12 protein-coding genes are annotated in these 15,077 nt (G+C 47.9%); 11 read left to right on the top strand and 1 reads right to left on the bottom strand.

Going from position 1 to position 15,077, the window contains the following annotated elements; genetic code table 11:
* Positions 1–45 precede the first annotated feature (45 nt).
* From BQ7367_RS00745 to BQ7367_RS00715, 7 genes are all read left to right on the top strand, one after another.
* The gene (locus BQ7367_RS00745; RefSeq protein WP_072523722.1) at positions 46–1,446 is read left to right on the top strand and encodes a glycine--tRNA ligase; all 1,401 of its coding nucleotides are present in this window, start codon (positions 46–48) and stop codon (positions 1,444–1,446) included.
* Between the two features lie 150 nt (positions 1,447–1,596).
* A complete protein-coding gene (locus tag BQ7367_RS00740) occupies positions 1,597–2,319 on the top strand; it encodes a transposase (RefSeq protein WP_159431601.1) in 723 nt (240 codons plus the stop codon).
* A gap of 106 nt (positions 2,320–2,425) precedes the next feature.
* Positions 2,426–3,874, top strand: a complete 1,449-nt coding sequence (locus tag BQ7367_RS00735; RefSeq protein ID WP_072523720.1) for an aminopeptidase — start codon at positions 2,426–2,428, stop codon at positions 3,872–3,874.
* Positions 3,875–4,023: 149 nt separating this feature from the next.
* Positions 4,024–4,479, top strand: a complete 456-nt coding sequence (locus tag BQ7367_RS00730; protein ID WP_072523719.1) for a DUF1307 domain-containing protein — start codon at positions 4,024–4,026, stop codon at positions 4,477–4,479.
* Positions 4,480–4,592: 113 nt separating this feature from the next.
* Entirely contained in the window at positions 4,593–7,226 is a 2,634-nt protein-coding gene (gene ppdK, locus BQ7367_RS00725; RefSeq protein ID WP_072523718.1) for a pyruvate, phosphate dikinase, read from the top strand.
* A gap of 137 nt (positions 7,227–7,363) precedes the next feature.
* Entirely contained in the window at positions 7,364–9,034 is a 1,671-nt protein-coding gene (locus BQ7367_RS00720; protein WP_072523717.1) for a DNA methyltransferase, read from the top strand.
* Positions 9,034–11,649: a DEAD/DEAH box helicase family protein gene (locus tag BQ7367_RS00715; RefSeq protein WP_072523716.1), complete on the top strand. Its 2,616-nt coding sequence runs from the start codon at positions 9,034–9,036 to the stop codon at positions 11,647–11,649. The genes BQ7367_RS00720 and BQ7367_RS00715 overlap by 1 nt, the downstream gene beginning before the upstream one ends.
* A gap of 104 nt (positions 11,650–11,753) precedes the next feature.
* On the opposite strand, the gene BQ7367_RS00710 is transcribed toward BQ7367_RS00715, so the two are convergent.
* On the bottom strand, positions 11,754–12,023 hold the full coding sequence (locus BQ7367_RS00710; RefSeq protein ID WP_072523715.1) for a helix-turn-helix domain-containing protein: 270 nt from the start codon (positions 12,021–12,023) through the stop codon (positions 11,754–11,756).
* Between the two features lie 135 nt (positions 12,024–12,158).
* Here BQ7367_RS00710 and BQ7367_RS00705 point away from each other — a divergent pair, with 135 nt between their 5' ends.
* The 4 genes from BQ7367_RS00705 (at position 12,159) to BQ7367_RS00690 (ending at position 15,048) form a co-directional block, all read left to right on the top strand.
* Entirely contained in the window at positions 12,159–12,563 is a 405-nt protein-coding gene (locus BQ7367_RS00705; RefSeq protein ID WP_083588833.1) for a hypothetical protein, read from the top strand.
* Positions 12,564–12,665: 102 nt separating this feature from the next.
* Entirely contained in the window at positions 12,666–12,998 is a 333-nt protein-coding gene (locus BQ7367_RS00700; protein WP_072523890.1) for a phasin family protein, read from the top strand.
* A gap of 21 nt (positions 12,999–13,019) precedes the next feature.
* Positions 13,020–14,603: an ABC1 kinase family protein gene (locus tag BQ7367_RS00695; RefSeq protein ID WP_072523714.1), complete on the top strand. Its 1,584-nt coding sequence runs from the start codon at positions 13,020–13,022 to the stop codon at positions 14,601–14,603.
* 46 nt (positions 14,604–14,649) lie between these two features.
* Positions 14,650–15,048, top strand: a complete 399-nt coding sequence (locus BQ7367_RS00690) for a diacylglycerol kinase family protein (RefSeq protein ID WP_072523889.1) — start codon at positions 14,650–14,652, stop codon at positions 15,046–15,048.
* The last annotated feature ends 29 nt before the right edge of the window (positions 15,049–15,077 follow it).

The following is a 15,077-nucleotide window of genomic DNA, read 5'->3' as shown; positions in this document are numbered from 1 at the left end:
GTTATAATAGGAACCGACTGAAAAAAGAATGTGAGGAACACAGATATGGTTGAAAAGACAATGGATAAGATCGTAGCGCTGGCCAAGTCAAGGGGGTTCGTATATCCGGGCTCCGAAATCTACGGCGGCCTTGCGAATACGTGGGATTACGGCAATCTTGGCGTAGAGCTGAAGAATAATGTGAAGAAAGCATGGTGGAAAAAATTCGTGCAGGAAAATCCCTACAATGTAGGCGTGGACTGTGCGATTCTGATGAATCCCCAGACCTGGGTGGCATCGGGACATCTTGGAGGCTTCAGCGATCCTCTGATGGACTGCAAAGAATGCCATGAGCGTTTCCGTGCGGATAAGCTGATCGAAGATTACTGCGAGGAAAAAGAGATTCATCTGGATGGTTCTGTAGACGGCTGGTCACAGGAACAGATGACCGCATTTATCGAGGAACATCAGATACCCTGCCCCACCTGCGGCAAACACAATTTCACGGACATCCGTCAGTTCAACCTGATGTTCAAGACATTCCAGGGTGTGACAGAAGACGCCAAGAATGTTGTATATTTAAGGCCTGAAACAGCGCAGGGCATTTTTGTAAATTTTAAGAATGTACAGCGTACATCCAGAAAAAAACTGCCCTTCGGCATTGCGCAGATCGGCAAATCTTTCCGCAATGAGATCACGCCGGGCAACTTTACATTCCGGACAAGGGAGTTTGAGCAGATGGAACTGGAATTCTTCTGTAAGCCGGATACAGATCTTGAGTGGTTCGATTATTGGAAGAGTTTCTGCCTGAACTGGCTTTCCTCCCTGGGACTGAAAGAGGACGAAGTCCGTTACCGCGATCATGATAAAGAAGAACTGTCATTCTACAGCAAAGCTACGACCGATGTGGAATTCCTGTTCCCGTTCGGATGGGGTGAGCTGTGGGGCATCGCGGACCGCACAGACTATGACCTGACTCAGCATCAGAATGTGTCAGGACAGGATCTGACGTATTTCGATGATGAAGCAAAAGAAAAATATATTCCGTACGTGATTGAACCGTCGCTGGGTGCGGACCGAATGGTGCTGGCATTTTTATGCAGCGCCTATGACGAGGAGAATATCGGGACAGAAGAGAAGCCGGATATGCGTACCGTGCTTCATTTCCATCCTACTCTGGCACCGGTCAAGATCGGAGTTCTGCCTTTGTCCAAAAAGCTGAATGAAGGAGCGGAAAAGATCTATATGGAGCTGAGCAAATATTACAACTGTGAATTCGATGACCGCGGCAATATCGGAAAACGCTACCGCCGTCAGGACGAGATCGGAACTCCATACTGCGTGACCTACGATTTTGACTCGGAAGAAGACGGGGCTGTTACGGTGCGTGACCGTGACACAATGGAACAGGAGAGGATTCAGATAGAAGATCTGAAGGCCTATTTCGAAAAAAAATTCGAATGGTAATATTCGGGGACGTAGTAAAATTCAGTTTTACTACGTCCCAAATCAAAAATGACTACGTCCCAAATTGAATTTTACCCTGTCCCAAATTATGAAAGGGGTGAAAGGATGCCGCGGACTGCGCGCAAGAGGAGCAGCACAGATGTATATCATGTGATAGCACGAGGGATTAACAGGGAGCCTATTTTTAAACAAAAAAGAGAAAAGAACAATTTTATCAGAATTCTTTTGAAGCATCTTAAAGATCATGATATTGAAATATATGCGTATGTTATTATGTCGACGCATTTTCATATTCTGATTCGTGTTGATCTAAAACTCTTATCTCACTATTTAGCCATTGTCTTGGCAGAATTTGCAGAATATTACAATTTTAAACACAATCGAAACGGGCATGTTTTTCAGGACAGATTTAAAAGTGAATGTGTGGAGACTGAACAATATTTTTGGAATTGTATCAGATATATCCATATGAATCCTGTGAATGCAAATATTGCGAAAACCCCGCTGAATTACAATTTTTCTAGTCTTAAAGAATACGAAGCGGGGAAATGTCGGATAATATCACCAAAAGCGTTGAAAATTTACAGGTCAGAATTTACATGTTTTGAAGAATTTCTTGAATCCCATACAAAAACACAAAGGCAGATTTTTATTGATATACCAGAAGAAGTGGACGGACAGCTTGTCAAGGTGGCTTTGAGTATTCTGGAGCGGGAAGCCCGTTTAAATGGTTTTGAAGAGCCACGGGAAGTGATTGAAAATTTTGAGATGAGATGTCGATATAAAGAAAAACTTCAGAAAGAGCTGAATATATCAAAGGCGAGATCTGAGCGATTGTATCGGTGTATAAAAAGTTGTATAATTGAAAAATAGATAAAAAGGGACAGGGTAAAATTCAATTTGGGACGTAGTTATTTTCAATCGGGGACGTAGTCAAATTCAATTTTACTACGTCCCCGATTAGAAAGGTGGACATGCAATGGAGAGAAAGAATATTTGGAACACATACAATAAAGAGCAGCTGATGGAACTGGACAGGATTAATGAGAAATACAAAGCATGCCTGGATGCGGGTAAGACGGAACGGGAATGTGTGGAACTGGGTATCCGTATGGCGGAGGAAGCCGGATATCAAAGCCTGGAGGAGATACTCTCGTCTGAGAAGAAGCTGAAAGCGGGCGACAGAGTCTATGCTGTGAATATGGACAAAATGCTGGCTTTATTCCGGATCGGGGAAGAACCGATCTCGGCTGGAATGAATATTCTGGGAGCTCATATTGATTCGCCCCGTGTTGATGTGAAGCAGAATCCGCTTTATGAGAATGAAGGCTTTTCTTATCTGGATACTCATTATTATGGAGGGATCAAGAAATACCAGTGGGTGGCACAGCCGCTTTCTTTGCATGGAGTTATCGTGAAGAAGGATGGAACGGTGGTAAAAGTAAATATCGGTGAGGATGCAGGTGATCCGGTATTTGTGATCACAGATCTTCTGGTCCATCTGGCCCAGGAGCAGCTGGAGAAAAAGGCATCGAAAGTCATCGATGGAGAAAAACTGGATCTTCTGATCGGTAATCGTCCCATAGACGCAGTGCTGGATGAGATAAATACGGAGGGGAAAGACAGTGATTCACCGGCGGATGACGGAGACGCTGTGCGCGGGGAACAGAAAGACGCAGTCAAGGCGAATGTTCTGCGGCTTTTGAAAGAAAAATATGGTATGGAAGAGGAGGATTTTACCTCTGCGGAACTGGAGATTGTTCCTGCCGGGAAAGCCCGAGACTGTGGACTTGACCGGAGCATGATTCTTTCCTACGGACAAGACGACAGAGTGTGCGCGTTTACGTCGCTTTTTGCTATGCTGGACGTGACGGAGGCGAAAAGGACAGGGTGCTGTCTTCTGGTCGACAAGGAAGAGATCGGCAGTGTGGGAGCGACCGGCATGCATTCTCGCTTTTTTGAAAATATTGTGGCAGAGCTGGTGGCCGCGACAGAAGGGGAATCGGAGCTGAAGGTCAGGAGAGCGCTCATGAATTCCAGGATGCTCTCATCAGATGTAAGCGCGGCCTTTGATCCGATGTTCGCGGAAGCGTTTGAAAAACGAAGTTCTGCATTTCTGGCAGGCGGGATCACATTTAATAAATTTACAGGAAGCAGGGGGAAATCCGGATCAAATGACGCGAATGCGGAATACATCGCTGCTCTGCGTAAGGCCATGGATGACGCGCAGGTTGCCTATCAGTTCGCAGAACTGGGCCGTGTGGACCTGGGCGGCGGCGGAACCATCGCCTATATTATGGCAAATTACGGTATGGAAGTGATCGACAGCGGAGTTGCCGTTCTGAATATGCATGCTCCCTACGAGGTATCCAGCAAGGCGGATGTTTATGAAGCGGTAAAGGGCTACCGGGCATTTCTCAAGATGTGAGAATTTTGAATGAGCAGGCAGTTTATAAAGGATATTGTAGATATCGCTGAAAATTTTCGGCAGGGATGGAAAACATTGCTCCGCCGCAAGAAAGCGTGATATGATACCCATAACAGTTGTGTCAAAAACAAAGAAAGGGAGAAAAGCTTATGAAAAAACTGTTATGTGCACTTTTAACGGGTGCTGCCGCGCTGGGAATGACAGCTTGCGGCGGAGAAAAAGAGGTTCAAGGGGCCGCTGTGGCCACAATGGAACAGAATGGAGTGACCGTGACCATGACTTTTGACGCAAAGGGTGACACGGTAACAAGGATCACCCAGGAGTCAACGATCGATCTGGAAGGATTTACTGAGGAACAGATCGAGGCAGTCACGACCACGGTGGAATCTGCCGAAGATATCTACAACGATCTGGAGGGTGTGGAATACAGCTGCGAGGAACAGGACGGGCAGCTTGTAGAGCAAATCGTTATCCCCACAGAAGGAGATACTTTGAAAGCGGTGATCGAGCAGGGGCTGCTTCCGGTGGACAATGAAAACCTTACCCAGCTCTCTCTGAAAGCGACCACAGAAAATCTGGAAAGCGCGGGCTGGACGATCGAGTGATATTCCGCATCTTTCCCTATAAAACGCTTGACGGAGCCCCCCAAAACCATTAGAATATTATATGCGAATTATTGCAGAAATATTTGCAAATTATTTGAGGAGGTCATTGGAACATGGCAACAAAATGGGTTTATATGTTCACAGAAGGTAACGCTACAATGAGGAACCTTCTTGGCGGAAAAGGCGCCAACCTTGCAGAGATGACAGGCCTGGGACTCCCGGTTCCGCAGGGATTCACTGTTACGACAGAGGCTTGTACTCAGTACTATGAGGATGGCAGACAGATCAATGACGAGATCATGAGCCAGATCATGGACGCTATGGCAAAACTGGAAGAGATCACGGGGAAGAAATTTGGAGACAAGGAGAATCCGCTTCTCGTTTCTGTACGTTCCGGCGCGAGAGCTTCCATGCCTGGTATGATGGACACGATCCTGAACCTTGGTCTGAACGAGGAAGTTGTGGAGGCTCTGGCAGCTGCGTCAGGAAATCCGCGCTGGGCCTGGGACTGCTACAGAAGATTCATCCAGATGTATTCAGATGTAGTTATGGAAGTAGGAAAGAAATACTTCGAAGAGCTCATCGATAAGATGAAAGCAGAGAAAGGCGTAACTCAGGATGTTGAGCTGACAGCAGAGGACCTGAAGACTCTGGCAGGACAGTTCAAGGCTGAGTATAAAGAGAAGATTGGAACAGACTTCCCGGCAGACGCGAAAGAGCAGCTGGTAGGCGCTGTCAAGGCTGTGTTCCGTTCCTGGGACAACCCCAGAGCAAATGTATACCGCCGCGACAACGATATCCCGTATTCATGGGGAACAGCTGTCAACGTGCAGATGATGGCATTCGGAAACATGGGAGACGACTGCGGTACAGGTGTTGCGTTTACACGTGACCCGGCTACAGGCGCAAAGGGACTGTTCGGCGAGTTCCTGACAAACGCTCAGGGCGAAGACGTTGTTGCAGGTGTACGTACACCGATGCATATCTCCGAGATGGAAGAGAAATTCCCGGAGGCATTCAAACAGTTCAAAGAAGTTTGCCAGACTCTGGAGACACACTACAGAGACATGCAGGATATGGAGTTTACCGTTGAGCACGGAAAACTGTACATGCTTCAGACACGTAACGGTAAGAGGACAGCTCAGGCTGCTCTGAAGATCGCCTGCGATCTTGTTGATGAGGGTATGAGATCTGAGGAAGAAGCAGTAGCTATGATCGATCCGCGTAACCTTGACACCCTGCTTCACCCGCAGTTCGACGCTGCCGCACTGAAGGCTGCGACACCGATGGGCAAAGGCCTTGGCGCTTCACCGGGAGCTGCATGCGGTAAAATTGTCTTCACTGCTGATGATGCGGTAGAGTGGGCCGAGAGAGGAGAAAAAGTGATCCTTGTCCGTCTTGAGACATCACCGGAAGACATTACCGGTATGAAGAGCGCACAGGGTATTCTTACAGTCCGCGGCGGTATGACATCTCACGCGGCCGTTGTCGCGCGTGGTATGGGCGAGTGCTGTGTATCCGGATGCGGTGATATCGCTATGGATGAGGCAAACAAGAAATTTACACTGGGCGGAAAAGAGTTCCATGAGGGAGACCCGATCTCCATCGATGGTACAACAGGTAATATCTACGACGGAATCATCCCGACAGTAGACGCCACCATCGCAGGTGAGTTCGGCCGTATCATGGATTGGGCTGACAAATACAGGACAATGAATGTCCGCACGAATGCGGATACTCCGGCTGACGCCAAGAAAGCAGTTGAGCTGGGCGCGGAAGGTATCGGTCTGTGCCGTACAGAGCATATGTTCTTTGGCGAGGGCAGAATCGACGCGTTCCGTGAGATGATCTGTGCGGAGACAGAGGAAGAGAGAGAGACAGCTCTTGAGAAAGTCCTTCCGTATCAGCAGGGAGACTTCGAGGCTCTGTATGAAGCTCTCGAGGGCAACCCAGTTACCATCCGTTTCCTTGACCCGCCGCTTCACGAGTTCGTTCCGACGGAGGAAGAGGACATCAAGAAACTGGCTGACGCTCAGGGCAAGACAGTAGAGCAGATCAAGACGATCATTGACAGCCTCCATGAATTCAATCCGATGATGGGACACCGTGGATGCCGTCTGGCAGTCACATATCCGGAAATCGCGAAGATGCAGACAAAGGCTGTTATCCGCGCGGCGATCAATGTGAAGAAAGCACATCCGGACTGGAACATTGTTCCCGAGATCATGATCCCGCTGGTAGGCGATGTGAAAGAGCTCAAGTACGTGAAGAAATTCGTCGTTGAGACAGCTGACGCTGAGATCGCGGCAGCAGGAAGCGACCTGAAATACGAAGTTGGTACGATGATCGAGATCCCGAGAGCTGCCCTTACAGCTGATGAGATCGCGAAAGAGGCTGATTTCTTCTGCTTCGGTACGAACGACCTTACACAGATGACATACGGATTCTCCCGTGATGACGCCGGCAAGTTCCTGAACGCTTACTATGACGCGAAGATCTTCGAGAATGATCCGTTCGCAAAACTGGATCAGTCAGGTGTCGGCAAGCTGATGAAGATGGCCATCGATCTTGGAAAAGCTGCAAATTCCAATCTCCATATGGGTATCTGCGGCGAGCACGGCGGAGATCCGAGCTCTGTAGAGTTCTGCAATGATATCGGACTTGACTATGTATCCTGCTCACCGTTCCGTGTACCGGTTGCAAGACTGGCAGCGGCTCAGGCAGCAATCGCGAAAAAGAACGCATAATCAGACAGCAGATATCGCCTGACTGATTTGCCGGATTAAACTGACAGGATAGAGAATAACAGTTAAATAAGATAAGCGTACTGTTAGGGATAATGGTACGCTTATCTTTTTCAGCAGAAAGGAATCGTAGTACAAAGATGAAAGAGTTTTTTGATACTGTACTCAAAGTGTTGAGACAGGATGAACGTTATTTTTCCCAGGAGGGCGAACTGCTGCGCAATGCTGTCTATGAAGACGCGATGAAAATGGATCCGGCGCTTCTTTCCCTGCTTTATAAGAACAGTGTAACCAGGGAAAGGTTTTTCACGGAAGTCGACGGGATTTCTGTGTTTGATAAGATCGGATTCGGCTGGGTCGTCAACAACCGGGAATTTCAGCCGGATTCCTATACCCGCTATAAGAATAAGATCGGACTTGCAGACAACAAAGGGGAGCTTTTGTCCGCATCCAATGATGTGGAGCTGGTGTTCCCATATAAAGACTGTGTACTTGAGGGCGGACAGACAAAAGAGGATCAGAAACGTACGGAGATTTTCTACAACGAGACCCTGGCGCCTGATGAAGTGGACCGGCTTCTGTATCCCAAAGTCATGACAGGGGCGAAACGTTATTCAGCGGAGGGAGAAGAAGAGATCTCCTCTGTCCTTCCGGAGGATAATCTGATTTTGAACGGGAACAATCTTCTTTCTGCCGCTTCACTGCTCCGCAGGTATGAAGGACAGGTAAAACTGATTTATATGGATCCGCCATACAATACACAGACAGATTCTTTTTCTTATAATGACCGGTTCAGCAGGAGCAGCTGGCTGACATTTATGAAGAACCGTCTGGAGATCGCCCGGAGGCTTTTGGCCCCCGACGGCGCCATCTATGTCCAGCTTGATTACCATGAAGTCCATTATGCAAAGGTGCTGATGGATGGGATTTTCGGGGAGGAAAATTTCCAGAGGGAGATCATCTGGCGCATCGGCTGGTTGTCGGGATATAAGACGGCAGACAACAACTGGATCCGGAATCATGACACAATCCTGTTTTACGCAAAGGACAGCAAAAGACTGAAATTTATTAAGAATTATATTCCCAGAGCAGAATTTAAGGACATCGCAAATACGGAGGCAGAGCGGTATCCCATTGAAGATGTGTGGAATGCCAGTGAATACGATGATCTTAACAGTATCGCCATCGTGTCATTCTCCGGGGAGACCGTGTCAAAAATGCTGGAGCCGGATGACGAAGTGAAGGGGCAGAAATCAGAAAAACTTCTGGAACGTATTATAAAAGCACATACAGAAGAAGGAGACCTGGTACTGGATCTTTTCGGAGGGACGGGAACCACAGCCGCGGCAGCCCACAAGCTGAAACGCCGCTACATCGTGTGCGAGCAGCTGGACAGACATGTGGATATCATGGTCAGGAGACTAAAGAAGGTGATCGAAGGAGATCAGAGCGGCATCTCCAAAAAGAATGGATGGAAAGGCGGGGGCTCATTTGTATACTGCGGGCTTGCCAGACTGAACCAGAACTATGTGGACGCGATCGAAACGGCAGAAACTGAGGAAGAGTTGTCTGGGATCTATGAGGAGATTATAGCTACAGGTTTTATAAGCTACCTGGTGGATCCGGCTGAGATCGCTCTGGATTCTGAAGACTTTCAGGTGCTGACCCTTGGGGAGAAAAAGCGTTTTCTGATGGAACTGCTGGATAAAAATCAGCTCTATGTCAATTATTGTGATATTGATGATGTAAACTTTAATATTTCTGAAAATGATAAAAAGTTTACAAAGAGCTTCTATGGGGAGGTATCATAATGTCATTCCTGTATGAGGATATGGAGGTTCTGCGTCGATTCGGACAGTTTGGGAAAATGCCGGAATTTATTCCGGAGAATCTGAATCCAGACTTTGAGCTGCGTCCGTATCAGATTGCCGCATTCGAAAACTATATAACCTGGTTTGAGAGCGATAACAGGCCGCATCCGGTCCAGAATCTGTTCCATATGGCTACGGGAAGCGGGAAAACCCTGATCATGGCAGGGTTGATCCTGTATCTGTACGAGAAGGGGTACCGGAATTTCCTGTTTTTTGTAAATCTTTCCAACATCGTCCAGAAGACGAAAGAGAATTTCCTGAACAGCCTTTCTTCCAAGTATCTTTTCGCGAAGGAGATCCGGATCGGCGGGGAGAGAGTGCCGGTAAAGGAAGTGCCCAATTTTCAGTGCAGTGATGACTCTGCCATCAATCTCTGTTTTACGACAACACAAGGACTCCATATGGATCTTCTGAACGCGAAAGAGAACGGCGTTTCGTTTGAAGATTTTGCGGAACAGAAGGTGGTGTTTATATCAGATGAGGCCCATCATCTGAACGCGGATACAAAAATGCGGGAAAAGAACAAAGACGAGGAACTCAGCTACCACAGCTGGGAATCTACAGTCCGCAGGATCTTCGGAGCCCGGAAGGACAATGTCCTGCTGGAATTTACAGCGACCTGTGAGCTGAGCAACCCTTCTATCCGGGATGAATATGAGGACAAGATTATTTTTGACTATTCTCTGGCAAAGTTCCGGGCGGATGGCTACTCTAAGGAGATCAAGACACTGCGCTGTGATATCGACCGGATGGAGCGGGCGCTCCAGGCAGCTGTCCTCAGCCAGTTCCGCCTGAAGATTTTTCAGGATCACCGTCTGTCCGTGAAACCGGTAGTGCTTTTTAAAGCGCTGACGATCGTCGACAGCAGGAAGTTCATGGGGCAGTTCCAGGACAGGATCAGCAGGCTGACCGGAGCAGAGCTGGAGCGTATTTCCCGACTGACTGACAATGCCACAATGGCCAGAGTGTACCGGTATTTTGCGGAAAACGGGATTTCATTCGAACAGCTGGCCCAGGAGCTTAAGGAGGATTTCAGTCCGGAGCACTGCATCTCGGTGAATGATGATAAAGAGGCCGAGGAGAGACAGATCGCGCTGAATTCTCTGGAAGATGCGGACAATCCATACCGGGCGGTCTTTGAAGTGAAAAAACTGGATGAAGGCTGGGATGTGCTCAATCTGTTTGACATCGTGCGCCTGTATGAGACCCGTCAGTCAGGCGGAAAGAAAATCTCTCCCACGACGATCTCAGAGGCCCAGCTGATCGGGCGGGGCGCCAGATACTGTCCGTTCCGGCTCAATGAGGATCAGGAAAAGTACCGGCGTAAATATGACAGAGATCTGGAGCATCCCCTGCGGATCTGCGAGGAGCTGTACTATCACTGTCAGAATGAGAGCCGTTATATTAATGAGTTAAGGGACGCGCTGCGGGAGATCGGACTTGGAGAAGATCATACGGTTACCTGTACCTATGTGCTGAAAGAAGCGTTTAAGAAAGATCCCCTGTACAGGGAGGGAATGATCTTTGTGAACAGCCGGGAGGCGGAGCCCAGGGGACATGTTTTCGGGCTGCCCTTATCTGTGAGAGAGAAGGTATACAGAGTCAGATTTGCCGCCGGAAGTTCAGGGGAAGATACAATCCTTGAGGACAGTGACGGAACAGAGTCCATGGCAGAATATGAACGGTATCCGGCCACATTTTCAGAAATAGCCAGGATGAACTACGCAGTAGTTCAGAAGGCGTTGTGCAAATATAGAGTATATCGGTTCCATAGGTTGAAAAAGTACTTCCCGAATCTTACCTCTACCCGGGAATTTATCACGAGCGGGAATTATCTGGGAGAGATCCAGATGGAGATCTTCTCAAAATACCAGACACCCTCTCCCTCCCTGCTGTATGAAGCATGCGCGCGGGTACTTGGCGTAATCAGCAGCAATATTGCTTCAATTGATGAGACTTACAGAGGATCGTATGTGTTTACTCCGCAGTATATAAGAGAGGTCTTTACTGACAGGCACTGTACCTATAAAAATCCGGCAGACGCCAGTGTAGGCACTTCTCAGAATGCCGGGTCCGTGCCGGAAGAGTGGAGGATGGATCTGTCGAAAGAAGACTGGTTCGCCTATGAGGATAATTTCGGCACGACTGAGGAAAAAGCATTTGTGGCATATTTTTCCACTTATGTGAAAAAACTGAAGGAAAAATATGATAAAGTCTGGCTGGTAAGAAATGAACGCCAGTTCCATCTCTACTCTTTTGATGAAGGAAAGGGATTTGAACCCGACTATGTGCTGTTCCTTCATTCTCCGAAGGCAGGGGCGGATGGACAGAAACAGAGTGGTTACGAACAGCTTCAGGTGTTTATCGAACCCAAAGGAAGCCATCTGTTAAAGACAGACAGCTGGAAAGAGGAGTTTTTGCTGCAGATGGAAAAACAGGCTGTTCCGAAAGTGATCCTTGCGGATGACAATGATTATAGAATATGGGGATTCCACTTTTACAATGAAGAAGAAAGACTTCCGGAATTTATGGCGGATTTAAAAAAGCTGCTGTAGTGACCGGACAAAAACTGCCATTCCAGGGGCCAAAAGAGTCGGCCTTGGAACGGCAGTTTTACTTTCTGCGCAGGACCGGATAAACAGATGAAAAAAGACAACTGTTAAAATCCTACTGTCCGGTCATCCTGCTTCCCATCGATCAGATCTTCGTAGGAGACGCCAAACACTTCACAGAAAGCTTTCAGTTCTATATCCGTGACATATCGCCTGTTCGTCTCTATCCTTGTGATCACATTTTTATCCATATCGTATCCGGCAAGCTGAAGTTTGTAAGCCAGCAGCCTCTGGGAGTATCTGTGCCTTCTCCTGAGCTCCACCAGATTGTGTGCGATCAGGTTTTTCTGACCGGTCCCGGCCTTTGGTTTTGGCATAAATTGTCCTCACCTTTCTGTTAGATATTTGTATCATTTTTTGAACTGTTGTTATTGATTTTAAATGGAATGATATATATAATCGGTTGTAAAAGTGATACAAATTGAAGCAAGAGGAAACAAAGTGAGGCATAAATGCGTTTGAAGAAAAAGAAACGGATGATAACCAAGCTGACACTGGTCCTTGTGATACTGGTGATTTTGGGTTTTCCCCGGGGGAATGCTTATTATGAAGATTGGAGGAGGAGTTATTCCGGTATACCTGATGTAGTAAGCAGCCGCACAAAAGAAGAAGAGTGTCATCTGACTATAGTGGCGAACGGCTGCAGTACAGCTGACAGGGAGGCATTCGCCAGGAGGATAACAGATATGTATGAGGAGAATTCGTTCGATTCTGTCCGGTTTTCCAGGGATATCGGAAAATATCCGGATAAAGTATATATGTCCGTATATTTGGAAAAAAAGGATGTTGGAAGGACAGCTCCTGAGTTTGAGGTTATCTATAGCCCAAAGAGCGGAGAAATAGATGTGAAATCATAAGGTTACGTCTGGACGTACTGTCCGGATAGAGGTAAAATCAAAGTGAAAAAACCGGTCCGGTCCCGGAAGGAGGCCGTCAGAGGAAAGGAAGGTACAATATTCATGGAAAAATTCAGTGACAATATTAAAAAGATCATACTTGCGGGAATTGGAGCTGTAGCCGTGACAGCAGAGAAATCAAAAGATCTTCTTGATGAAATGGTGGCAAAGGGAGAACTTACCGTAGAACAGGGAAAAGTCCTAAATGAGGAACTGAAGCACAATATTAAAAAAACAATGAAAGACCAGACGGAACCGGCGAAAGCGTCTTCCGGGGAGGAGATCCTGGATCTTCTTGACAGAATGACTCCGGAAGAGATTGAAGCGCTTAAGGAGCAGATCCGGAAGAAAGAGGCAGGTGACAGAGAATCTTCCGATGCAGAACAGGCGCGGTAAACGGAAGCGGGTGTGACGGTAATGAATACAAGAGAACCGATCGAATATAATTCCAGGCTTCGGGAGATCATTGCTATCCTGCGAAGACATAATATCACCAGAGGAGTGACTCCAAAGAAACTCCGGGAGATCCTGGAGGACCTGGGGCCTACCTTCATAAAGATCGGACAGATCATGTCCATGCACTCGGATATCCTTCCGAAACGGTACTGTGATGAACTGCTCCTGCTGCGTTCGGAAGTAAATCCCATGCCTTATGAAGAAGTGATCGAAGTGATCGAAGAGTCCTACGGCCGCTCCTGGAAGAGAGTATTTTCTTCCATAGAAGAAAAGCCGCAGGGCTCCGCTTCGATCGCCCAGGTGCACAGAGCAGTCCTTCGCAGCGGCGAGGATGTGGTAGTGAAGGTACAGCGCCGTGGTATCTACGAAAAGATGGCCAGGGATATCGATCTGCTCCACAAGGCTGTCAGACTTATGCCGCCGGTAAGTATCAAAGGGATGGCAGACCTTGATCTTGTTCTGGACGAGATGTGGTCCGTCACAAGAGATGAGATGAACTTTCTTACAGAAGCGGCAAATATGGAAGAGTTTGCCCGGCGGAACCGGGATGTTAATTTCGTGGGGACTCCGGTGCTGTATCAGCAGTACACGACAGTACATGTGCTGGTCATGGAATATATCGACGGCATCGGCATTGACGAGAAAGAGAAGCTGACCGAAGCCGGATATGACCTGAAGGAGATCGGCAGCAAACTGGTGGACAACTATATCAAGCAGGTCATGGACGACGGGTTTTTCCATGCGGATCCCCACTCCGGCAACGTAAAGATCCGGGACGGGAAAATCATCTGGATCGATATGGGCATGATGGGGCGCCTCACGGAACATGACAGGAAGATGATCGGAAAAGCGGTGCAGGGAGTGGCCCTTGGTGATGTGGGACTGATCCAGCAGGCGGTGCTGGGGATCGGGGAATTTAAAGAACGGCCTGACCAGAGAAAGCTTTACGAAGATATCGACGGACTGCTTATAAAGTATGGGAATGTGGAGATGGGACAGATCAATGTGGCGGAAGTCATGGCGGATCTTATGGAAGTGATGAAGAACAATAAGATCAAAATGCCCCATGGACTGACGATGCTGGCGCGGGGACTGACCCACATGGAGGGACTGTTGGCGGATATCGCTCCGGAGATCAATATGGTTGAGATTGCTACAGCCCATATGTCAGGAGAATTTTTCCGGAATCTGGATCTGAAAAAAGAGTTAAAAAGCGGTGGAAGGAGTATTGTGAGGTCACTGCGCAAGGCATTGGATATTCCGTCCATGTTCTCAGATATGATGAACGGATACCTGAAAGGGCAGGCCAAGGTGAATCTGGATCTGCAGGTAACAGATGACCTGGCCCGGCTTCTGCGCCGACTTGTGAGAAATATAGTGATGGGACTCTGGGTCATGGCGCTTCTGATCAGCTCCAGTATCATATGTACGACAGATATGACGCCGAAGATACTGGGCATCCCTGCTCTCGGGGCCCTGGGCTACATGATGGCGGTCATTATCATGCTGTATGTGTTTATCAGGCATCTGCTGTCCAGAAAATGACCTGTGCCATGAACAGGGAAAGGAACAGGAAAAGAGGAGAGAGATGATGAAGAGAAACGAATCATCAGAACAGGAGAAAAAGAGGGCTCTGTACCACAGTTTCGGATACGCTTTTGAGGGAATATGGACAGGTATCGTAAGAGAACGGAATATGAAGATCCACTGTCTGGCGATCATTTTTGTGACGCTGGCCGGTACTCTGTTTGAAATCACTCCCGTGGAGTGGTGCATCTGTCTTCTCCTGTTCGGGCTTGTGGCCGGACTGGAGCTGGTAAACACGGCGGTGGAAGCAGTGGTCGATCTGGTGACGGAAGAGAAAAAGCCCCTGGCCAAGCTGGCAAAGGATACGGCAGCGGGGGCAGTGCTGTTCGCTGCGGTCATATCAGTCATCATCGGATGTATTATTTTCCTGCCATATGTGTTGGAACTGACGGGGAAGATATGATACAATAGCAGACAGAAATCGAAAGGAAA

The organism is Clostridium sp. Marseille-P3244, from assembly GCF_900120155.1.
Lineage (GTDB): Bacteria > Bacillota > Clostridia > Lachnospirales > Lachnospiraceae > Mediterraneibacter.
Note: the sequence above shows the minus strand (reverse complement) of the source record. Positions and strands in the feature narration are given on the sequence as shown.

Coding starts and splice junctions, on each gene's coding strand:
- BQ7367_RS00745 (WP_072523722.1), top strand. CDS start 46: ATGGTTGAAAAGACAATGGATAAGATCGTAGCGCTGGCCAAGTCAAGG.
- BQ7367_RS00735 (WP_072523720.1), top strand. CDS start 2,426: ATGGAGAGAAAGAATATTTGGAACACATACAATAAAGAGCAGCTGATG.
- BQ7367_RS00730 (WP_072523719.1), top strand. CDS start 4,024: ATGAAAAAACTGTTATGTGCACTTTTAACGGGTGCTGCCGCGCTGGGA.
- ppdK (WP_072523718.1), top strand. CDS start 4,593: ATGGCAACAAAATGGGTTTATATGTTCACAGAAGGTAACGCTACAATG.
- BQ7367_RS00720 (WP_072523717.1), top strand. CDS start 7,364: ATGAAAGAGTTTTTTGATACTGTACTCAAAGTGTTGAGACAGGATGAA.
- BQ7367_RS00715 (WP_072523716.1), top strand. CDS start 9,034: ATGTCATTCCTGTATGAGGATATGGAGGTTCTGCGTCGATTCGGACAG.
- BQ7367_RS00710 (WP_072523715.1), bottom strand. CDS start 12,023: ATGCCAAAACCAAAGGCCGGGACCGGTCAGAAAAACCTGATCGCACAC.
- BQ7367_RS00705 (WP_083588833.1), top strand. CDS start 12,159: ATGCGTTTGAAGAAAAAGAAACGGATGATAACCAAGCTGACACTGGTC.
- BQ7367_RS00700 (WP_072523890.1), top strand. CDS start 12,666: ATGGAAAAATTCAGTGACAATATTAAAAAGATCATACTTGCGGGAATT.
- BQ7367_RS00695 (WP_072523714.1), top strand. CDS start 13,020: ATGAATACAAGAGAACCGATCGAATATAATTCCAGGCTTCGGGAGATC.
- BQ7367_RS00690 (WP_072523889.1), top strand. CDS start 14,650: ATGAAGAGAAACGAATCATCAGAACAGGAGAAAAAGAGGGCTCTGTAC.